The sequence below is a fragment of the Agriterribacter humi genome (assembly GCF_009192765.1).
Lineage (GTDB): Bacteria > Bacteroidota > Bacteroidia > Chitinophagales > Chitinophagaceae > Agriterribacter > Agriterribacter humi.
On the sequence record NZ_VOHQ01000007.1, the window covers coordinates 207,491 to 227,157 of the forward strand.

Sequence of the window (19,667 nt, forward strand, 5' to 3'; positions counted from 1 at the left end):
GATCAATACTTATTGTTATGGGCAAACGGGCATCACTCCGGGCAAAATCCTTTTTGTTGTAATGCATTTCTGACCTGCCGGTATTCATCCTTTGCAGGAATCAAAACAGCAAAATCCACATCTCTTGAAATCCTGGATTGGAGTAACCCTTTTGCCAATGAAGTAACCTTCAGACTGACGGTTGGTTTGGCGTTGCAGGCTAAATTCATACAAAGACAGGTTTTTTCTTTGCTGTTTGAAAATTTATTAACCCAACGCTAAAAGTATGCTCACAGGTTACTCAGCAATGACAGATTCGTAAAATAATTTGGGTTACAATCCCAACGATTTAAAGAATTCTTCTTTGTAATTGCTACCAACGGGTATTTCATATTGACCAATGAAAATCCTGTTACCTTCAATATGTGATATTTTGGATTGGTTGAGGATATAGGAACGATGGACCCGCTTAAATATAGATGGAGGTAATATCTTTTCCGTATTTATGAATGACATATTTGGTTTAGCAGTAAACCTGGTGGTAACCATCTTGGTGTAATTTCCCTGGGCTTCGGCAAATAAAAGCTCTGAATACTGTATATTATAGATCTTACCTTCAGTTCTTACAAAAAAGGAATCATTGAATGACGGAAGATCGACAGCCTTATTCACTTCACTTAGGGGGTTGATTCGTTCTACAGCCTTATCCACAGCAATGATAAATCTGTCCAATAAAAAAGGCTTAACAAGATAATCACAGGCAGCAAGTTCAAAGGCATCAACGGCATATTCCTTAAATGCAGTTGTAAATATTACCTGCGGTGGTTTTTTCAGCGTGTTATAGAAATTAATACCATCCAGCACAGGAAGATGAATGTCAAGAAAAAGGATGTCAACATTTATCTGGTCCAGTATTACTTTTGCTTCCAGCGCATTGGTACACTCACCTACTACACGCAACGATGGCAGATAGCCACAGTAAGAAAGCAGAATTTCTCTTGCAATAGGTTCGTCGTCAACAATCAGGCAATTAAGCGGCTTCATTTATTTTACTTTAAGCTGCAGGGATATTTTGTAGATATTATTTTCCTTAAAGTGGTTTAAGGTATATTCCCCCGGGTACAATAAGTCAAGCCTCCTGATGGTATTTTGTAAACCCATTCCCATACTTTTTTCAAGGTAATTACTCAGCCCGGTTTCTTCACCACAGGTGTTATCTATAAAAAAGAATATTGTGTTATTGTTTATGCGAAGATCAATATTAATTTTTACTTTTAAATTAAATGAATTCTTCGAATGCTTAAAGGCATTTTCAATAAATACAATAAGCAGCAAAGGTGCAATCCGTATATCGCCAGTCTGTTCTTCAATATGCATATTAAGCACAAGTCTTTCTCCCACTCGAATCTTTTCGAGGTCAATATAATTGTGGATATAGGACAGTTCATCAGAAAGAAGCACAAAAGATTGCTTTGTATTATATACAGAGTATCGCAACAGGTCTGATAATTTTACAATAAGTGATGGGATTTTTTCATGTTGGGTGATGGAGAGCCCATACAGGTTGTTTAATGTGTTGAACAAAAAATGTGGACTTATCTGTGATCGTAATAATTCCAGCTCACTTTCCTTCTGTTTGTCTGCTATTTCAGCTTCCTTCATTTGCCGTCTTAGCGTTTCTCTTGATGAAGCAAGAAAAACGCCTAATGAAAGAAAAAGAACTACTAGTGGGATGCCAAAGCTGAGTGATTCCCATCCTCTCTGCAGATCGGAAATGAAAAGAAAAAAAGTTAACCCGAGGGATAAAAGGGAGACTAAAAGTGTAATTACCAGCAGAAATGCGCCTATCCTGTTCTTTAGCAAAAAAAATTTGCATGCCCACCTCCCCGCATAGGTTGTGCCTATAAAATAAGCACAGGCAAAAATCGCTCTGGGTATCAGCTCTGCCCTGAACCGGCTAGTAAGTACGGGCAGAAAAGTAAGTAAAATAAAAACAAGGCAAAACAAAAGGTGTACCGCCAGTCTCGACTGAAAAAGGTTCTTAATCCATTGCTGCCATTTATCCATATATACAAATATCTGCAACTGAATTTGAGTCTGAAAGATTAAATGCAGAAATCCTCAAAAAGCTGTTGAAACGGGCATAATTCGTGACTAAGCGTTAGCCACTATTTTCCGGACATCTGACATTCTTCGATAGGTATTAGACATAATTATTTTTACCCTCAAATAGATTCTCTAACATTTGCAATTGTTCGTTTCCTACAACCCTTATTCATTACAGAACAGTAAATCAGTGCAAAACCTACCGTTTTATTGAATGGCAGATGGCTATACGATAGGTATGTGTATTGAACAAAAAAACAAAGGGCAAGCAAAACGACAGTACTTTTTCATTTGATCATCGGCTATTGCTGATTTTTTACAAGGTTAAATAAACTCGCATGCAGTTAGACATTAAAGGACTATCAAAAACCTACTCCAATGGAGTACAGGCAATTAAAAATGTATCGCTTACACTGAATGAGGGAATGTTTGGATTATTAGGTCCCAACGGTGCAGGCAAATCTTCGTTGATGAGAACTATTGCAACCTTGCAGGAAGCAGACGAAGGCTCGGTTCATCTGGATAGTATTGACGTGTTAAAACAAAAAACAGCAGTAAGGCAACTGTTGGGTTATCTTCCGCAGGAGTTCGGCGTATACCCGAAAATATCTGCCGAGCTGATGCTCAATCATATTGCGCAGTTGAAAGGAATCAGCAGCAAAACAGAACGTAAAGAAATGGTGGGGTATTTATTGAATAAAGTGAATCTGCATAAAGATAAAAAGAAAAGTCTTGGCACCTATTCCGGTGGGATGAAACAACGATTTGGTATTGCGCAGGCGCTGATGGGAAACCCACAACTGATCATAGTGGACGAACCAACTGCGGGACTTGATCCGGCAGAACGTAACCGTTTTTATAATCTTTTAAGTGAGATCGGTGAAAACACGATCGTTATTTTGTCTACACATATAGTGGAAGATATAAATACCCTATGTTCCAACTTCGCCATCATCTGCCAGGGAGAAGTTTTATTCACAGGAACACCTGATGATGCTATCCGCCAACTGGAAGGAAAGATTTTTGCTAAAACAATTTCCAAAACAGATATACTCAGATACCGGGAGAAATATAAAGTAGTATCAACACAACTTAAGTCCGGTAAATTATCTATCAGGATACTGTCGGAGTCAAATCCGACAGAAGATTTTATGGCAGTAACGCCAGACCTTGAGGATGTTTACTTTACCCGGATAAGCTCAAAACTTGACATCAATACTTTGTAAACAGTTTATCTCTCCCTCAATCTTCCAATCAATTCAAATATGTTCAGCCAGATATTCTTTTTTGAAATCAAATACCGGTTAAAAAAACTTGGTGTGTATATTTATTTTTTCATTTGTTTTATTCTCGCCTTCCTGACATTTGGTTTTGGATCATTACCGCTCGATGAAAAACAGTTTATTAATTCGCCTTCTTCTATTGCTTATTATATTTCAATGATGAGCATGATTATGATGCTAGCAAGTTCTGCCATCATGGGCGTTCCACTTTATCGCGATATTGAGTACAATACAAAGGAGTACTATCTTTCTTATCCCATCACCAGGGCCGGGTATTTCTGGGGAAGATTTTTGGGATCATTTTTATTTGTGGTAATACTTGCGTTTGGCCTTTTTCTGGGTATTTACTGTGGAACCAGGGCCGGTCCTGCTTTTGGTTGGGAAAGTGCGGCACATTACGGACCCAATCGTTTTATGTTTTACCTGCATCCTTTTTTAACCCTGGCGCTGCCCAATCTCTTTTTTACATCATCGTTGTTCTTTGGGTTAGTAGCCATTTTACGCAATGTAAAGGTTATTTACAGCAGCGGCATCATGCTTTTTCTTGGGTATCTTCTTGCTAATTTTTTTATCCACTCATCTTCTAATGCCTATTTAATTCATCTTAGTGATCCGTTTGCCAGTAATGGTGTGCGCTATATAACCGATGACCAGCCTCTCTCGTGGAAAAACAACGAAGTGATATCATTAGACGGACTTTTTCTTGTTAACCGTTTAATGTGGTCAGGTATTGGAACAGCTATCCTGCTTTTTACCTGGTTTCGTTTCAGTTTTGAACGTTTCTTCAGACCGGAAAAAGAAAACAAACTGGTTAAACAAACGGCCGACAAGCCCGGAAAGCTTCCTCTTTTACATATTGATTTCAAGAAAAAATACAATAGGCCGGTATTGTACTCGCTTACAAAAATTGAAGTGATCAATATTATAAGGGACAATTATTTCTGGATCATTATTGTTGCAGGCAGTATTTTTTTAGGCATTATCTTTTCACATGGTCCAAGCAATTTTGGGGTAAGGGATTATAGAAGAACAAGCATGATCTTGTTCATGTTCAACAATAATTTTTTAATCTTTCTTTTTTGCGTGATCATTTTTTACACGGGCGAAGTAATACGCCGCGAAAGAACAACCGGATTCTCTTTTGTTAATGATGCATTGCCGCCTCCCCTATGGATATTGCACCTGGCAAAAGTGCTCAGTATAGTATGTCTTTCCATTTTTCTTACTATAGCTCCAATGTTAATTGGCCTGGCTATACAGGTTTCCAGTGGATTTTACCTCTTTAACTTCCCGGTATACTTCAATGTATTGTTCTTATGCGTACTTCCTAAACTGGTTGAGATGACTATGCTTTCCTTTGTATTGCATATATGCATACGCCATAAGTTCGCTGCGTTGGGGATAGGCATCGCATATACCATATTATGCGTGCTTGCCTTACAGTCAGGATATATGAATTACCGGCTACTGCTTTTTTCTTACACGCCTTTTTATGCGATATCGGATTTTGATAATGTAGGGCATATGATGAAACCTATTGACTGGTTCAATATGTACTGGCTGCTGCTTGGAGTTTTGTTGCTGATTGTTGGATACCTGTTTTATATGAGAGGTACGATTACATCGTTTAAAGAAAGAATGCAACTGGCCAGGGAACGTTTAAAGGGCAATGCCGTCTGGCTCACAGCTGTATTACTGGTTGCATTTGTGCTTACCGCCGGGTTTAACTATTATAACGTAAGTTATCTTAACCACTACTATACAAAAAGTGAAGAGATACTGCAGAAGGTGGAGATAGAAAAAAAGTTGAAGCGTTACGAGGATATGCCTTTGCCAATGGTAACCGATATAAAAATGTTTGCTGATCTCTTCCCGGAAAAGCAAAGGGCTGATTTCAGATCGTTTGTAACGATAGTAAATAAAACAGCATCATCCATTAAAGAATTATTGCTTGACGGAGATAATGTTGCGCAGTATGATGTAAAGTATAACAACGCTTTGCTTTCATATACCTGTCCGCTCTTTTTTGCACGCGGAAAATTTAATTTCTTTGGTCCCGGGCAAGATAGTTCCGGATATAGGTTGTACCAATTACCCCAGGCGCTTAATCCCGGAGATACCGCCCGGCTTGAACTACGTTCATCCAGGTTTTTTAAAGGATTCGCTAATGATTTGTATGCAGCTTATTTTTTGCACAATGGAACCTTCATGGGTGTCGGTCTTCCGAGTTTAGGTTATGACACCGATGAAGAGTTAAGGAATGAGGAAGAACGAAAAGAATATGGATTGCCAAAAAGAGCGGAGGAGTTTCCTTTAGGAAAAGAAGCGGAAGGCGCCAATATACTTTTACCAGGCAGGGCAATCGGGTTGAGAAAATTCGAATTAACGGTAAGCACTTCGGCTGATCAAATCGCTATTGCACCCGGTAATCTTGAAAAAAAATGGAAAGAAAATGGAAGGAATTATTTTCAATACAATTGTAACACGCCCGGCATTTATACCCCGGCAGCTATTCTTTCCGCACGATATGCGGAACTGCATGATAGTGTAATGGTCGGTGGCAGCCGTTATATTGGTATAGATATTTATTATCATGTCACACATAACACCAACCTGCAACGTTTTGTAGCAGCTTACAAAGATGGGTTGGTTTATTATTCAAAAGCATTCGGTCCTTATCCTTTTAAACAGGTCCGGCTTGCGGAATCATCTGTGTATGCGCCGGGTATTACTTCTATGGCAGCTACCGATGTATATGCTGAGCGTTACGGCTGGAATGCCAATTTCACTGATCCCAACCAGTTTGATTTCTGTTATTATACTACTGCAAAAACATTGGCGAAACAATGGTGGGGTAACCAGGTTGCGCCTAACCATACAAAGGGCTCGGAATTACTTACAGAAGGACTCTCAAAATATTGTGCATTGGTGATGTGCGAAAAAAAATATGGAAAAAATAATATGAGGTCCATTTTGCTGGATGAAACAAACGCGTACCTGTGGCAAAGCCGGTGGAATAAAAGTAGCCAGAACATTTTATTACATGCGACAAGCTGGGCAGAAATTGATAATAAGGCCGGTGTAGTATTGTATGGGTTAAAAGACCTTGTGGGTGAAGATAATATTAATGCGGCCCTTCGCGAATTCCGGGATGCTTATGTATTCAGAACATCACCTCCATATGCAGGCACAAAAGAATTATATTCTTATTTAAAAAAGCATGTCCCGGATTCTCTGCAGTATTATCTGGAAGATACCTGGGAAAAGATTACTTTTTACGACAACCGCATTATTGAAGCGAAAGCCATTCGCCCTGACAGCAGCGATCACTATAAAATAATTTTACGATGCAGTACTGCCAAAGTATACCAGGATAATAAGGGCGAAGATAAGCCTGCTACAGCAATGAATGACTATATTGATATTGCTGTTTTTGGAGAAGATACCAAAAATAAGGAAGGGCGCAGCGAAGCACATCCTTCATATATTCAAAAGCATCGGCTGACATCGGGCGAACATACTATTGAAATTATGGTAACAGGAAAACCGGTGAGGGTAGGTATTGACCCATATTTAAAATTGATTGATCGGGTGCCGGCAGATAATATAAAAATGGTAGAGTATTGAAATAAAATGTTGTTGTTTCGGAATCTCAGAATTTATTCAAAAACATTTATATCTATTGCCGAATGAGCCACATTCTAACAATATCGAACACCTTTGTATCAAATCCGGACAAACTGATTATTCTCCCTCTCTGTTAATTCGCTTAAATTCAATCTGTTACCGAAATGGCATAATTTCTTGTGTCATTTAATACCACAGGTCAGTCACGTCATTAAAAGAGAGATTCATGCGTGAAAACTTTTTTAAAATCACACGGTGAATACTTAAGAAATAAAAAGTATTCAGTTTTAATAAAAGCAGCGCTTGCAACCTTGTGAAGAATTTGAGAACGGAGTGGATTCTTTTCGCGTTTATGGTTATCAAAACAAAGCGATAGACCCTAAACTATAAATCATAAACAGTTGATTATGTTCAGAAGTTATTTGAAAATTGCTTTCAGGAGTTTCATGAAAAACAGGCTGGTTTCTTTCATCAATATATTTGGATTGGGATTAAGCATGTCTGTAGGGATGATGATTATGGTTCGTCTGCAGGATCAGTTCAGTTATGATAATTTTCATCCGGCAGGAGATCGTGTTTATCGTGTGCTCAGCGACTTTAGCAAGAAAACAGGAGAGCAATGGACGATGGCAAGCACACCTTTTCCTTTGAGGGATAAACTGCAAACAGATTTTGCGGGTATTGAAGATGCGGTTAATATTTATCCCCAATTAAATGTTAGGGCTACAGCAGGCGGAAAAGAGATTTATCTAAATGGTGCTTTTACCACATCTTCTTTCTTTCACATATTCGGCTTTTCTCTTGAACAGGGAAACCCCGCAACGGCTTTAAACAATCCGGGTAGTATTGTAATCAGCAAAAACACGGCGGATAAATTTTTCGGGGCAGAAAACCCTATTGGTAAAGTTTTTACTTTAGAAAAAGGCGAAACTTTTGTAGTAACAGGTGTGTTGAACAAAATGCCCGGAAAATCTCATATTAATTACGATGCGTATGCGTCTTCTTCCAGCATCGTAAATATGGAAAAGAACAACAGCATCCCATCAAAATCTTCTGATTGGTATGCTTTTAATAACGCATATACTTATGTGCTATTAAAAAAAGGGGTTACTACTGCAACGTTGAAAAACGAATTAAAAAGCATATCCGGTGAATTAAACAGCAATATGAAAGAAGGGCATGTGGCATTTGAAATCCAGTCAGTCAATAAAATAACACCTGGTTCCGACTATCTCTACAATGATACAGGTAGCGGTGGTTCATGGTCAAAGCTTTATTTTGAAATGGGCTTTGCTTTTATCATTTTGCTCGCGGCTTGTTTTAATTATACCAATCTTACCATTGCGCGTGCATTAACGCGTGCAAAAGAAGTTGGTGTGCGAAAGGTGACTGGTGCTAAACGCAGCCAAATATTTGTACAGTACATTATTGAATCTGTATTGCTTTCCTTTCTTGCTTTATCTTTTGCATGGGTATTGCTTTCGTTCATCATTCAATATGCACCATTTAACGACGACTATGAATTTATTCCTTCTACTTTCAGGTATAATACCGGACTGTTGTTCTGGTCAGCGGGGTTCGCCTTATTTACAGGGTTGCTTGCGGGTAGTGCTCCGGCATGGATATTATCTTCTTTTAAGCCTTTGCGTGTGTTGAAGAACCTGGTTACCGCACGTATAATGGGAAAAGTAAGTGTTCAAAAAACTTTAATTGTTTTTCAATATAGTCTTTCGCTGGTTATTATTATTTTTTTAGTAGCTTTTTATAAACAGTTTTCATTGATGGGCGAAGCTGATCCTGGATTCAAAAGAGACAACGTGTTGGTGTTGCCCTTAAATGGTCTGGATAAAGATATCCTTGCGCAAAAAATTTCATCATTGAATGGAGTAAAGTCAGTCAGTGCCATGTCTTCCCAGTTTAAAAAACATTTCGCCGGCATGAGTGCGACAGTTTGGTTAAATAACAAACAGGATGCGATATCGCTGAATTATTTTTATGCCGAGCCAATGTTCATAGATGACATGGAATTAAAAATACTTTCGGGACAAAATTTGTACAATACTTCGGCAGACAATACCGAGAGTAGCATACTTATCAATGAACAGGCTGCCAGAGCGTTTGGATTTAAACACAACAACGATGCCCCTGGAAAATCTTTATGGATAAATGATTCAACCAGACTACAGATCACAGGTGTACTCAAAGATTTCAACTATGTCAATGCAGGCAGCACGATAATGCCTTTGGCCATCAGAAATAAAAAAAACGAATACAATTATTTGTATGTGGCTGTTCATAATGCCGATAAGGAGAAATTGGTAAACCGTATTGAGCAGGAGTGGGCCAAACTTGCTCCGGCACAGCTATTTACTTTTTCATGGCTCAGTGAAGATTTGGCTAAGAACAATTCTCAATCGGCTACTATATCCCTGTTGGGTTATCTTGCGTTTATAGCTTTTTCTATTGCATCGCTGGGTTTATTAGGACTGGTAGTTTATTCGGTTGAAGTTAAACGAAAAGAGATTAGTATAAGAAAGATCATAGGAGCAACTGAAAGACAATTGGTGAGTATGCTCTCGAAAGGATTTATAAAACTATTGATTATTGCAGGGCTCATTTCCATGCCAATTGGATATGTATTGGGTTTTTTATTCCTGCAAAACTTTACGAACCGTACTCATTTCGGACCGCTAAACGTATTCGCTTGTTTTTTGATTTTGTTTGTTATGGGGTTGATCACCATCATTTCCCAAACTTATAAATCGGCAACGGTAAACCCTGCAAACGATTTGAGGATGGAATAAAAAACCGCGCCCGGCCTCTTACCTAAACTTCGAAACGAGCACGCCCAAAGTCCACTTAATGCAAGGCAAAAATTACTGGAAATGCACCGTTCCAAACGCGATCCAGAGCAGCCAGCAATCGAGAAAACTGAAAAACAATTAAACAGTCTTCTTTATGATTTGCTTAAGCCAGAACAGGTTCCCGACTCTATTTCCCCCGAGTTGCTGAAAGAAGCGCGCAGGCGGCGAAAACGACATGAACACCACTTGTAATGATTTTTAAAAATTAAAAGAGCAATTTTTATGGAAGCACCTAAAAAACCTAATACGCCCGAAAAGACATTCTCGATCTGGTACTGAATGAAATCCTGGAGCAGCTGACGGAAACAAACAAAACTAATTCTGGAATAATTGAGGCACTTAATCATTTGTCGGGTAGAGTCAGCAGCTATGATGAAAAGCTGAAAAACCTAACAATAAATGTACGCGAACCAGATACCAGGCCAATCAAAGAAATTGTTGAAAAAGGGTTTAAGCACGCCAACCAAATATTGGATTTAAGACTAAATAAGGTTCGAGAAAACAACTGGCGCCTGTTTCTGCAATCAGATGCAAAAAAATGGGTAGTTATCTTACTCATAGCTGCACTCTTTTTGACCTACTTGTACCTTTTTGCGATACGTTTGGTAAACGCCCCATGAAAGGCATGAATGATTGGGAATATCCTAAGTCAAAATGTTGAGTTGTAAAGTTCAACCCCATCTTAACGGGTGCTTACTATAACTCGGGAAGTGATTTCCAGAGGCAGGCAAAATTCATTCTATTTTCTATAAAATTAATGCGTTTTTTTTGCTCTATGACTCCAGTTAAACTTCGCCAAACTACACCGGTGATACGCCATATCGCGGCTTTTTGTACTGTGTTTTGCATGACCTTGTCACCTGTACTTGGCCAAAAAAAGATCAGTTATTCGAGGCAGGAATACATGATTGCCATGCGCGATGGGATCAAATTATATACCCTTGTATATGCTCCCGATAGTCTGCAGGACCAATTTCCAATCCTGATCTCAAGAGGTCCTTACGGAAGCGCACACATTGGAAAACCGACAGGCGTATTGGCTGAGGATGGATATATATGGGTATACCAGGACATCCGTGGAAAGCATAAAAGTGAAGGCCAGTACGTAATGAACCGGCCGGTACTGGATAAGCCGGGCAATATCGATGAAAGCACCGATACCTACGATACCATTGAATGGCTGATACACAACATAAAAAACAATAACGGCAAAGCTGGCATTTTAGGCAGTTCCTATTATGGTTGGACCACATTGGCCGGTTCCGCCCGTCCGCATCCTGCTTTAAAAGCTGCCAATCCGCAGGCGGCGATGGGGGATTTGTTTTTAGGAGATGATTTTCACCATAATGGAGCTTTCCGTTTATCTTATGCGCTTGATTATACTTTTGGGGAAGAGGGTTCCAGGACGGATACCAGTTTTCAATATGATGAGTACGATGTATATACCTGGTTCCTGAAACTCGGCCCATTGTCTAATGTCAATAAACGATATTTCCATAACAGGATTCCTACCTGGAATCTTTTTATGCAACACCCGAACTATGATTCATTTTGGCGGGTGCGGTCGCCTTTGAGTTATATGGATTACCCGAGAGTTGCCACCCTGCATACTGGTGGCGTCTGGGATCCGGAAGACCTGAATGGCCCACAGCTGATGTACACTGAAATGGAAAAGCGCGACAGCAATAACAAGAATTTCATTTGTCTCGGGCCATGGATTCATGGAGCATGGAATTGGGACAGCATCTGGCGGTTGGACCGGTATGTCATGGGCAGTAATACTTCAGGCTATTTTCAGAGGAATATACAAAAGGTCTTTTTCGATTACTGGCTGAAGGGTATTGGAGACGGGAAATTTCCGGAAGCAACTGTTTTTCAAACAGGAAGTAACGTTTGGAAAACCTACAACACCTGGCCGCCAAAAGAGGCAGTCATTAACAAAATATACCCGGCTGCTGGCGGAAAAATGTCATTCGAAAAGCCTTCTGTACCTGGAAAGCAGGCGTATGACGAATATGTAAGTGATCCAAAAAAACCTGTGCCTTACCGGCCGAGGCCTATCGAGCAGACTTATGGGCCTGGTTCACGTTGGTATCTCTGGATGTTAGGTGATCAGCGGTTTGTTGATGGAAGGCCGGATGTCGTTAGCTGGCAGACTGATACTCTTACGCAAGATATGACGGTGACCGGTGAGATCATTGCCCACGTGTTTGCATCGACCACCGGCAGCGATGCGGATTTTGTAGTGAAACTGATCGATGTATATCCGGGGCATGTTAAAGATGACATAAAGTTGGGTGGATACCAGTTTATGATAGCCAGTGAGATATTCAGGGGACGATTTCGTAAAAGTTTTTCCAAACCGGAAGCCTTTACACCGGGAAAGGTTGAAGAAATCAAAATCGGACTACACCAGGTAGACCATGTTTTTAAAAAAGGCCATCGCATTATGGTGCAGGTGCAAAGCAGCTGGTTCCCCCTTATAGACATGAATCCACAGAAATTCGTGCCCAATATTTATGATGCCAAAGCTTCAGACTACCAAAAGGCAACAATCCGTATACATAGAAGCGCCGAGTTTGCCACCTACCTGGAGCTTCCGCAAGTGACAAAATAATCTTACATCAACTTTTACTTTCTTGTGGCTGCGATTTGTATTAACATAGTTACATTTATGGAGCAAGTTTACGTTAATTACTTTTTGCATGCTGGTATTGGAGAAAGGCATTTACCTGGGAACTGTGTTAGACGCGGCCGGCGATGAAGGCTTTCGTATCGGACGCGTATCCTATCAGGCAGATGGTTCCTGTGATGATATGCACTGCCATGAAAATCCGCACATCAGTTTTGTTTTAACGGGTGGGAATGTGGAGAAGCGCAAACACATTGAATTTGAAAGATTACCTGGGAAAGTCACTTTTTATCACTCTGGTGAAGCTCACCAGAATATTCACAAAGCTGGTGATTCGAGGCACATTAACATTGAAATTTGTACTTCTTACCTCGGGAATAATTTATTGGATGCTGAAAAAATAAATAAAGCCTGCCAGGCAGAACCGGATATTAAGTTTCTGATCCTGAAAATGTATAAGGAGCTTTTGATCGACGATGATTATTCCGGTACTTCTATCAGGTTGCTTATGCTCGAAATGTTGTCTGCTTCCAAGCATTTGTCCTCCACCCGGCCAGTATGGATAAACAAAGTTCAACAGGTACTCAATGATCGCTGGAATGAGGCGCCAACGCTGCGGGATTTGTCGGCTGCCGCTGGTGTCCATCCCATTACGATTTCAAAACACTTCCGCAAGTATTTCAACTGCACGCTAGGTGAATATATGCGCAAGCTCAGAATAAACAATTCAATTGCCCTGGTTCAATCGACTGGCACCTCTCTCACCGATGTCGCCTATGAATGTGGTTTTGCCGACCAAAGTCATTTTACGAGGACTTTTAAGCAGATGACCAGTTTTCTGCCCAAGCAGTACCAGCGGTTATAGACGAGGATGGTTTTCGAAAAATTGACGGATCGTTAATTGCCCGGTCGAATTTCTTGAAATTTACGCCCAGGTCTTTGTACACCGTGGTTTTTGGAATAAATGTAAAAACGTCCCTGAAAGTTTTGATGTGCCCAGAGTCGATTAGCGCCTTTATTATATTGTACCGATTATCTTTATACCTTTTCATGCACTCTGCTGATGAAAGTTCCTGTATAATTTATAGCGGAAATGATCATATTTTCTCTTCGTCAACTGGCTGCTCTTCGATGTGTATCAACAATTTCCAACACGGAATGTCCAGGGATTCAGCCAGTGTAAATAATGTGCTTATTGTAACGTTAACTTGTCCATTTTCCATCCTGCAATGTGAATACTACGGAAGCCTATAATCTTTTATCCGGTCGCTGCATACAGAGCGGCAGCACATGGATGCAGCTTGACTTTAACGACAAAAACCCGAACGGGAACTTCCGTATCAAGCAATTTCATTCAGATTATGGCTATGATCTTGAAAAGGTCTTGCAACAGTTTCCGTTGAAAGACCTGCTTAATAAAGTTGAAGCAGATAAACTGCACGATGGATTAAAGAATGGCAACCGTATATCTGTCAGCTTTGTAAAAGATGGTAATGAGCATCGGTTTTATATTGAAGCGAACCCACAGTTCAAATCAGTAAATATCTACGATGAGCACTCCAGAAAGATAACACTTCATACAGCATTAGGCAATAAGACAATGGATGCTATGAAAGTGACACATAAGGTCAATGAGCAGCAACAACAAAATCAGGCAAAGAAGAATGGTATGCGCATAAGCTGATAAAGATATGAATAATGGAAAGGCTAAATTATTTATCGGATTTTTTTGAGGCTATAAAGTCTGATGCCCGGATTAGCAATTAGCCGATTGTACTATGTCTTGCCCCACTTGAGCCAACCCGCCTGTTAATACGCCTGTGACTTGTCCCAGGCAAAAAAAATGGGAGCTTAATATTATTCCATGAGCATGAGGTCAACGGAAACTATACTACACGAACTAATTGAAATTTATTTGTCTGCAGCAAAACATAATTAAAAGCCAGTGGAAGCAAAGCCTGCTGAATTTAATTGAGCGCCAGGTCTAACTGCCGGGAACTTACTATTTGTCAATGTCAAACAAAACACAATCAATAAAAGGACTATTGCGAACGGTCAAAATAAGCCTATACAAAACTGGCAAGAACTTACCTATACAAACCACGTCTACGCAGCGCTGGCAAAGCCGAAAGAATTGCTACTGTAAGGGTTGCTTTGCTTACTTTAGGGCATTTGCTGCATATATAGTCATCAAACTGATAATAAATATGCTCCCTGGCTTTTTCTTTCTTTAACGTGTCTATTTTTTGTTCCCTGACGATGTTTTCATACGAAGCGGAATCAAATTGAATAATGTTGCTTGACGTACGTTGCTATATCCGTTACATTGTTTTGTGAAGCATACAAAATCATGTCCTCTACCAACCTTTTTAATCTGAATATTTCACTATTCATTTTTTCATAATCTCCTGTTGCAGGCGGCAGGAGATTAGAGATAGTTCCTTTTGATTCCAATATTGAGCTGGAATTTTTATGCCGGTGAATAAAATTGGTTTCTGCTTTTGATTAAAGCAATAACGAATGAAGATAGAAGAAGTGTCATCATTATGTACTCTGTTGGTACGGCAAATAACTTTTACTGGAAATCGCATAGCTAACAATTTTTGAACTGGACTCGACAAAACTTGGGTCTACTTCCAGGTCTACTTTTTTAAATTGTTAAGCTGATATAAAAATAAATCTTCCTGCGTTGTAAATTTGTTATAAGAAGATGAAAATCAATCCCTTGAAAGCAAAGTAGTGTAAAAATAAAAAAGGATCATCATTGCTGGTGATCCTCCTAAGCGGACCGGACGGCGGACTGGCCTCTTTTTACATCTATCCATTACTTTACATATCCTTACATTAAGAATTAATTTTTAAGTAATTGAGTGAATTATTCACTTACACCGCATTTTATCTTCACATGACTTGATAGGCCTGACATAGAGTAAACGATAGAGTAAAAACGTCAAGTTATGATATATGCACTCAAACCGATCTGCAAGAAAGACTGGAAAAGAAGAAATGGGACCAGCCTGGTCTTTATTCAGTATTGCATGGGTTCAAACCAGCGCACCCTGGTTGATACACAGATCGCCATTCCTCCTGAATACTGGAACAGAAAATTATTAAAAGTCTATGACGATCTTCCGCCGGAGTACGGCACCGCTGCTGAGTTGAATGAACGCTTGCAGAAAATGATGCGGCTGGTAGAAGATATTTTGAGCTTCTGTTTGAAGAACACAAGAGATAATCCAATGTTCTTTTTGAAAAAGAACTTTTCGCCTGATCTCGATATTACTACCCTGGAACAACGCAAGGAGAAAACAGGAAGCTTGGATGTATATGATCAGTTCGATGCGTATATTGAATCGAAGAAAAGAAGGATTGCACCGGCAACAGTGAACATTTACATGGAAGTTAAAAGATACCTGCAGGCATTTGAAAAGTTCAGAGGAAGAAAAATAACCTTTAAGTCCTTCGATGTGGACTTCTATCATGAGTTTATTGAGTTCAAAATACAAATGGATCACCTCTCATTCCTGCCGGAGATCATTTTGCACTAATGAGTTTTTAGCGGGTACACCTGTTGAGTTGATCATGAAAATTAGCGGCCATAGAAGCCTGAAAGACTTTTATCGGTATATCAAAGTGACACCCGACCAGGCGGCTTATCAGATAGAGAAAATTTGGAAGGAAAGGGAGCAAGTTTTGGGCGGACTGGTGGTTGGGTCTGCGTAACTGGCTCTATTTCAAAACATAATTTCATGCGATATTAACGTTTGCTATAGTGAACATTTAAACCTATATTTGTTTATTATAGTGAACGTTATGGAAAACAGAACAATAACCCTTACCCCTAAATTAGAGAAGATTCTAACTGAATTAGGAGGAAATATAAAGCTGGCCCGGTTACGAAGAAAATTAACCACCGAACAAGTTTGCGAACGGGCTAATATTAGCCGAACCACTTTATGGCAAATAGAGAAAGGAATGCACAATGTCACGATCGGTGCCTATACACAAGTCTTATTTATCCTTGGCCTTGAAAAAGACTTGCTGCGGGTGGCGACCGATGATGAACTCGGCCGGAGATTACAGGATGCCGATCTGGAAACTAAAAAAAGAGGACCCCGAAAAAAATAAATCGCCATGGACATTTTAGTTTACGCCGACTGGATAGAATTAGAAGGGCCCGCCTTAATGGGAACGCTCTCGGTTGCCCATACCAAGGGACGGGAGATTTTCTCATACGCTTATGACAAGGCATGGTTGGTTAGAGGGCTTGCTCAAAACTTAGATCCCGATCTGCAACTTTTCGCAGGCACTCAATACCTTTCACCCGGAAAAAAGAATTTTGGAATTTTTCTCGACTCATCACCTGATAGATGGGGACGTGTTTTAATGGTAAGAAGAGAAGCCATTAGTGCAAGAATGGAATCCAGAAAGGCAAAGACACTTTTTGAAGAAGATTACCTCCTTGGAGTATTTGATGCACACCGGATGGGCGCTCTCAGATTTAAAAAAGATGCAAATGGCCCATTCTTACATGATAACGCAAGCCTTGCATCGCCTCCCTGGACATCATTACGGGAACTTGAATTTGCAAGTTTGCAATTGGAAAAAGATGTATTGACGGACGAGGAATCATTGAAATGGCTCAATATGTTAATGGCCCCGGGTGCATCGCTTGGCGGGGCACGGCCAAAAGCAAGTGTAGTTGATACAAAAGATAATTTATGGATAGCAAAATTTCCCAGTGGAAACGACCATGTTGATATAGGTGGTTGGGAAATGGTTGTTAATGTACTTGCTAAAGAAGCTGGTCTGAACATTGCTGATAGCCAGGTAAAGAAATTTAATAGTAAACATCACACTTTTCTTTCAAAAAGATTTGACAGAGTCAAGGGTAACGGCCGTATTCACTTCGCCTCTGCCATGACATTGCTTGGCTATTCGGACGGAGCCGAAGGTGTTTCCTATCTTAACCTGGCTGAATTCATCATGCAAAATGGCGCAAACGTCAAAGACGATCTGGAAGAATTATGGCGACGAATCGTTTTTAATATTTCTGTAAAAAATACAGATGACCATCTTCGTAACCATGGATTTTTGCTCACTTCCCAGGGATGGATACTTTCTCCGGCTTTTGATGTTAATCCTGTTTACCACGGAAGAGGTTTGACACTAAATATTTCTGAGACGGATAATTCTTTGGACTTTGACCTGGCAAGTTCAGTGGCAAAATATTTCAGGGTGCCAGGAAATAAAGCAACTACAATCATTTCTAAAGTACAGCAAGCTGCAAGCAAATGGCAAAAGGTTGCAAAAGCCTATAAGATTCCTGCCAGTGAACAGGATTTGATGGCTCAGGCTTTTGAAAAGTCCGCTCCTTAAAAACATCCGTTATGACATTACAATATTGTTCCGATCTGCATTTGGAATTCAGAGAAAATAAACAATTTCTAAATCAGCATCCTCTTCAATCTAAAGGTGAAATTTTAATATTGGCCGGTGATATTGTCCCATTTATTGAGATGGATAAGCACAAAGAGTTCTTTAATTACATTTCAGACAATTTTAAATTGACTTATTGGCTCCCTGGTAATCATGAGTATTATTATTCCGACGCGTCCGAACGATCAGGAACAATCAATGAAAAAATAAGGGATAATATATTTTTAGTGAATAATATCTCATTTCAACACAATGATGTAAGGCTTATTTTTTCTACATTATGGTCAAAGATCAGCCCTGTAAACGAATGGCAGATCGAGCGCAGCATAAACGATTTTCAGGTTATCAAATTCAATGGACATTTTTTTTCTGTCTCCAACTTTAATCAATTACATTCAGATAGTCTGAATTTTATAGACAAGGAATTAAGCCAGAATAATGCTGGTAAAACAGTAGTCGTTTCTCACCACGTACCTACTTTTTTGAATTTTCCTTCTCAGTATAAAGGAAGTATTTTAAACGAGGCCTTCGTTGTTGAGTTATTTCCTCTAATTGAATCTTCGAATATTAATTATTGGATTTATGGACACCATCACAGTAATACCCCGGAGTTCAGCATTGGGAACACTGTCTTACTTACTAATCAAATGGGATATATTAGAAACGAGGAAAATCAGGATTTCAGGTTAGACAAGATAGTAACCTTGTAAACAAAGATGACTACCTTTTAAAAGATAGATTCCCCCTGTCAACATCTTTCAATAAATCATCTTCGCCTTCAATCATAGGATCATACCAATCTGCTTTCTTATGAGACCACTCCAGCCAACTTTTTATTTTTTCGGGGGCATCGTTTTGTCCTATTGTCTTTTCTACTGCAGCAAGATAATTACGAAGATTATTCACCTTCTACCACCGCTCAGCTTTTACCATCAAATCTTTGAATTCGCTTAGTTCATTTTCTTTTAGTTGCTGTGCATCTATCACAGCCTGGCGTTTCCTTTCTATTTCCTCGAAATATTTTCGATTCTTCTCCTGTTCAGCCGTCAATTCGGCGCTGGCTATTTCCAATTTAGAAACAATCTCGGGTAAATAATTTTCCAACGGTTGTTTTCCATCTTTCCATTCCTTACTGGAGTAGCCGTCATACTTAAAATATAAAATATTAACCGGGTGATATTCGGAACTATCGTAGTGCTTTCCCGGGACAATAACTCTCTTTGTTTTTCCCCGAAAGAAAATCCTGAATTCCTGCTCCTTTATAATGGCGTAAGTGAAGCCATTTTTTAAGATAGTCTCATGCTTTCTTGCCCTGAGTGCTTTTATCAAAGTATCCATAAACAGCAAAGCCCGGTTTATATTTTTTGGAGTGACCTTTATATCCAGCCCATCTCTTGAACTGGAAACCATCCCCTGGTAAATGAAAGTGTCTTTATTGGTTAAGTATTGCCTGGCTTCAATAATCAATCTATCTGGATGACTAAGCCTATCTGGAACAGTAAAGGATAGTACAGGATCACTCTTTATTTGTTTCGTTAAAACAGATAATGACTCAGTATTTTTTTTCTCATCAGCCGTTCGTAATGATAAAGTGAAGGTTACTACTCCTTCAAACGATTCAGGAAACGGAATAATACGGACTTTTTTTCCGAATTGCTGCTTCATCCAATGGCCTGCTTTCGGTAATGGAATGTTCATCCGCTTGCATATCTTGCGTAAGCCGTTATCAGAAATTTT

At 39.6% G+C, this 19,667-nt stretch carries 17 protein-coding genes; 11 read left to right on the forward strand and 6 right to left on the reverse strand.

All coding sequences use genetic code 11. The annotated features are described in order from the left end of the window. Positions 1-32: 32 nt before the first annotated feature. The 3 genes from FRX45_RS23305 to FRX45_RS13830 form a co-directional block, all read right to left on the reverse strand. Positions 33-209, reverse strand: coding sequence for a hypothetical protein (locus tag FRX45_RS23305; protein WP_193311697.1), 177 nt, complete (start codon positions 207-209; stop codon positions 33-35). Between the two features lie 103 nt (positions 210-312). After that, complete coding sequence (locus FRX45_RS13825; RefSeq protein ID WP_152269029.1) at positions 313-1,023, reverse strand: LytR/AlgR family response regulator transcription factor; 711 nt, start codon at positions 1,021-1,023, stop codon at positions 313-315. Then, positions 1,024-2,046: a sensor histidine kinase gene (locus tag FRX45_RS13830; protein ID WP_152269030.1), complete on the reverse strand. Its 1,023-nt coding sequence runs from the start codon at positions 2,044-2,046 to the stop codon at positions 1,024-1,026. It lies immediately after the preceding gene. 377 nt (positions 2,047-2,423) lie between these two features. On the opposite strand from FRX45_RS13830, the gene FRX45_RS13835 reads away from it, so the two are divergent. From FRX45_RS13835 to FRX45_RS13860, 7 genes are all read left to right on the forward strand, one after another. Beyond that, the gene (locus FRX45_RS13835) at positions 2,424-3,311 is read left to right on the forward strand and encodes an ABC transporter ATP-binding protein (RefSeq protein ID WP_152269031.1); all 888 of its coding nucleotides are present in this window, start codon (positions 2,424-2,426) and stop codon (positions 3,309-3,311) included. 39 nt (positions 3,312-3,350) lie between these two features. Beyond that, complete coding sequence (locus FRX45_RS13840; protein ID WP_152269032.1) at positions 3,351-6,995, forward strand: hypothetical protein; 3,645 nt, start codon at positions 3,351-3,353, stop codon at positions 6,993-6,995. A 407-nt stretch (positions 6,996-7,402) separates the two neighbouring features. Beyond that, on the forward strand, positions 7,403-9,799 hold the full coding sequence (locus FRX45_RS13845; protein WP_152269033.1) for an ABC transporter permease: 2,397 nt from the start codon (positions 7,403-7,405) through the stop codon (positions 9,797-9,799). Between the two features lie 81 nt (positions 9,800-9,880). After that, the gene (locus FRX45_RS23310; RefSeq protein ID WP_193311698.1) at positions 9,881-10,051 is read left to right on the forward strand and encodes a hypothetical protein; all 171 of its coding nucleotides are present in this window, start codon (positions 9,881-9,883) and stop codon (positions 10,049-10,051) included. A 583-nt stretch (positions 10,052-10,634) separates the two neighbouring features. Further along, a complete protein-coding gene (locus FRX45_RS13850; protein ID WP_193311699.1) occupies positions 10,635-12,476 on the forward strand; it encodes a CocE/NonD family hydrolase in 1,842 nt (613 codons plus the stop codon). Between the two features lie 88 nt (positions 12,477-12,564). Next, the gene (locus tag FRX45_RS13855; protein WP_152269035.1) at positions 12,565-13,356 is read left to right on the forward strand and encodes a helix-turn-helix transcriptional regulator; all 792 of its coding nucleotides are present in this window, start codon (positions 12,565-12,567) and stop codon (positions 13,354-13,356) included. A 366-nt stretch (positions 13,357-13,722) separates the two neighbouring features. Further along, entirely contained in the window at positions 13,723-14,175 is a 453-nt protein-coding gene (locus FRX45_RS13860) for a hypothetical protein (protein WP_152269036.1), read from the forward strand. Between the two features lie 706 nt (positions 14,176-14,881). Here FRX45_RS13860 and FRX45_RS23845 read toward each other — a convergent pair. Further along, on the reverse strand, positions 14,882-15,082 hold the full coding sequence (locus FRX45_RS23845; RefSeq protein ID WP_152269037.1) for an Arm DNA-binding domain-containing protein: 201 nt from the start codon (positions 15,080-15,082) through the stop codon (positions 14,882-14,884). Positions 15,083-15,448: 366 nt separating this feature from the next. Here FRX45_RS23845 and FRX45_RS13870 point away from each other — a divergent pair, with 366 nt between their 5' ends. The 4 genes from FRX45_RS13870 (at position 15,449) to FRX45_RS13885 (ending at position 18,640) form a co-directional block, all read left to right on the forward strand. Next, positions 15,449-16,039: a phage integrase SAM-like domain-containing protein gene (locus FRX45_RS13870; RefSeq protein WP_226805373.1), complete on the forward strand. Its 591-nt coding sequence runs from the start codon at positions 15,449-15,451 to the stop codon at positions 16,037-16,039. 265 nt (positions 16,040-16,304) lie between these two features. Further along, positions 16,305-16,619, forward strand: coding sequence for a helix-turn-helix domain-containing protein (locus FRX45_RS13875; protein ID WP_152269038.1), 315 nt, complete (start codon positions 16,305-16,307; stop codon positions 16,617-16,619). A gap of 6 nt (positions 16,620-16,625) precedes the next feature. Continuing rightward, the gene (locus FRX45_RS13880) at positions 16,626-17,870 is read left to right on the forward strand and encodes a type II toxin-antitoxin system HipA family toxin (protein ID WP_226805375.1); all 1,245 of its coding nucleotides are present in this window, start codon (positions 16,626-16,628) and stop codon (positions 17,868-17,870) included. Positions 17,871-17,881: 11 nt separating this feature from the next. Further along, entirely contained in the window at positions 17,882-18,640 is a 759-nt protein-coding gene (locus tag FRX45_RS13885; RefSeq protein WP_152269039.1) for a metallophosphoesterase, read from the forward strand. A gap of 10 nt (positions 18,641-18,650) precedes the next feature. Here the strand turns inward: FRX45_RS13885 and FRX45_RS13890 are convergent, their stop codons facing one another. Further along, positions 18,651-18,836, reverse strand: a complete 186-nt coding sequence (locus FRX45_RS13890) for a hypothetical protein (protein WP_152269040.1) — start codon at positions 18,834-18,836, stop codon at positions 18,651-18,653. A gap of 3 nt (positions 18,837-18,839) precedes the next feature. Further along, entirely contained in the window at positions 18,840-19,628 is a 789-nt protein-coding gene (locus FRX45_RS13895) for a hypothetical protein (protein ID WP_152269041.1), read from the reverse strand. Between the last annotated feature and the right edge of the window lie 39 nt (positions 19,629-19,667).

Excerpts from the sequence above, each read along its gene's own strand:
- FRX45_RS23305 (WP_193311697.1), bottom strand. The coding sequence starts at position 209 with ATGAATTTAGCCTGCAACGCCAAACCAACCGTCAGTCTGAAGGTTACT.
- FRX45_RS13825 (WP_152269029.1), bottom strand. The coding sequence starts at position 1,023 with ATGAAGCCGCTTAATTGCCTGATTGTTGACGACGAACCTATTGCAAGA.
- FRX45_RS13830 (WP_152269030.1), bottom strand. The coding sequence starts at position 2,046 with ATGGATAAATGGCAGCAATGGATTAAGAACCTTTTTCAGTCGAGACTG.
- FRX45_RS13835 (WP_152269031.1), top strand. The coding sequence starts at position 2,424 with ATGCAGTTAGACATTAAAGGACTATCAAAAACCTACTCCAATGGAGTA.
- FRX45_RS13840 (WP_152269032.1), top strand. The coding sequence starts at position 3,351 with ATGTTCAGCCAGATATTCTTTTTTGAAATCAAATACCGGTTAAAAAAA.
- FRX45_RS13845 (WP_152269033.1), top strand. The coding sequence starts at position 7,403 with ATGTTCAGAAGTTATTTGAAAATTGCTTTCAGGAGTTTCATGAAAAAC.
- FRX45_RS23310 (WP_193311698.1), top strand. The coding sequence starts at position 9,881 with ATGCACCGTTCCAAACGCGATCCAGAGCAGCCAGCAATCGAGAAAACT.
- FRX45_RS13850 (WP_193311699.1), top strand. The coding sequence starts at position 10,635 with ATGACTCCAGTTAAACTTCGCCAAACTACACCGGTGATACGCCATATC.
- FRX45_RS13855 (WP_152269035.1), top strand. The coding sequence starts at position 12,565 with ATGCTGGTATTGGAGAAAGGCATTTACCTGGGAACTGTGTTAGACGCG.
- FRX45_RS23845 (WP_152269037.1), bottom strand. The coding sequence starts at position 15,082 with ATGCGATTTCCAGTAAAAGTTATTTGCCGTACCAACAGAGTACATAAT.
- FRX45_RS13870 (WP_226805373.1), top strand. The coding sequence starts at position 15,449 with ATGATATATGCACTCAAACCGATCTGCAAGAAAGACTGGAAAAGAAGA.
- FRX45_RS13875 (WP_152269038.1), top strand. The coding sequence starts at position 16,305 with ATGGAAAACAGAACAATAACCCTTACCCCTAAATTAGAGAAGATTCTA.
- FRX45_RS13880 (WP_226805375.1), top strand. The coding sequence starts at position 16,626 with ATGGACATTTTAGTTTACGCCGACTGGATAGAATTAGAAGGGCCCGCC.
- FRX45_RS13885 (WP_152269039.1), top strand. The coding sequence starts at position 17,882 with ATGACATTACAATATTGTTCCGATCTGCATTTGGAATTCAGAGAAAAT.
- FRX45_RS13895 (WP_152269041.1), bottom strand. The coding sequence starts at position 19,628 with ATGAACATTCCATTACCGAAAGCAGGCCATTGGATGAAGCAGCAATTC.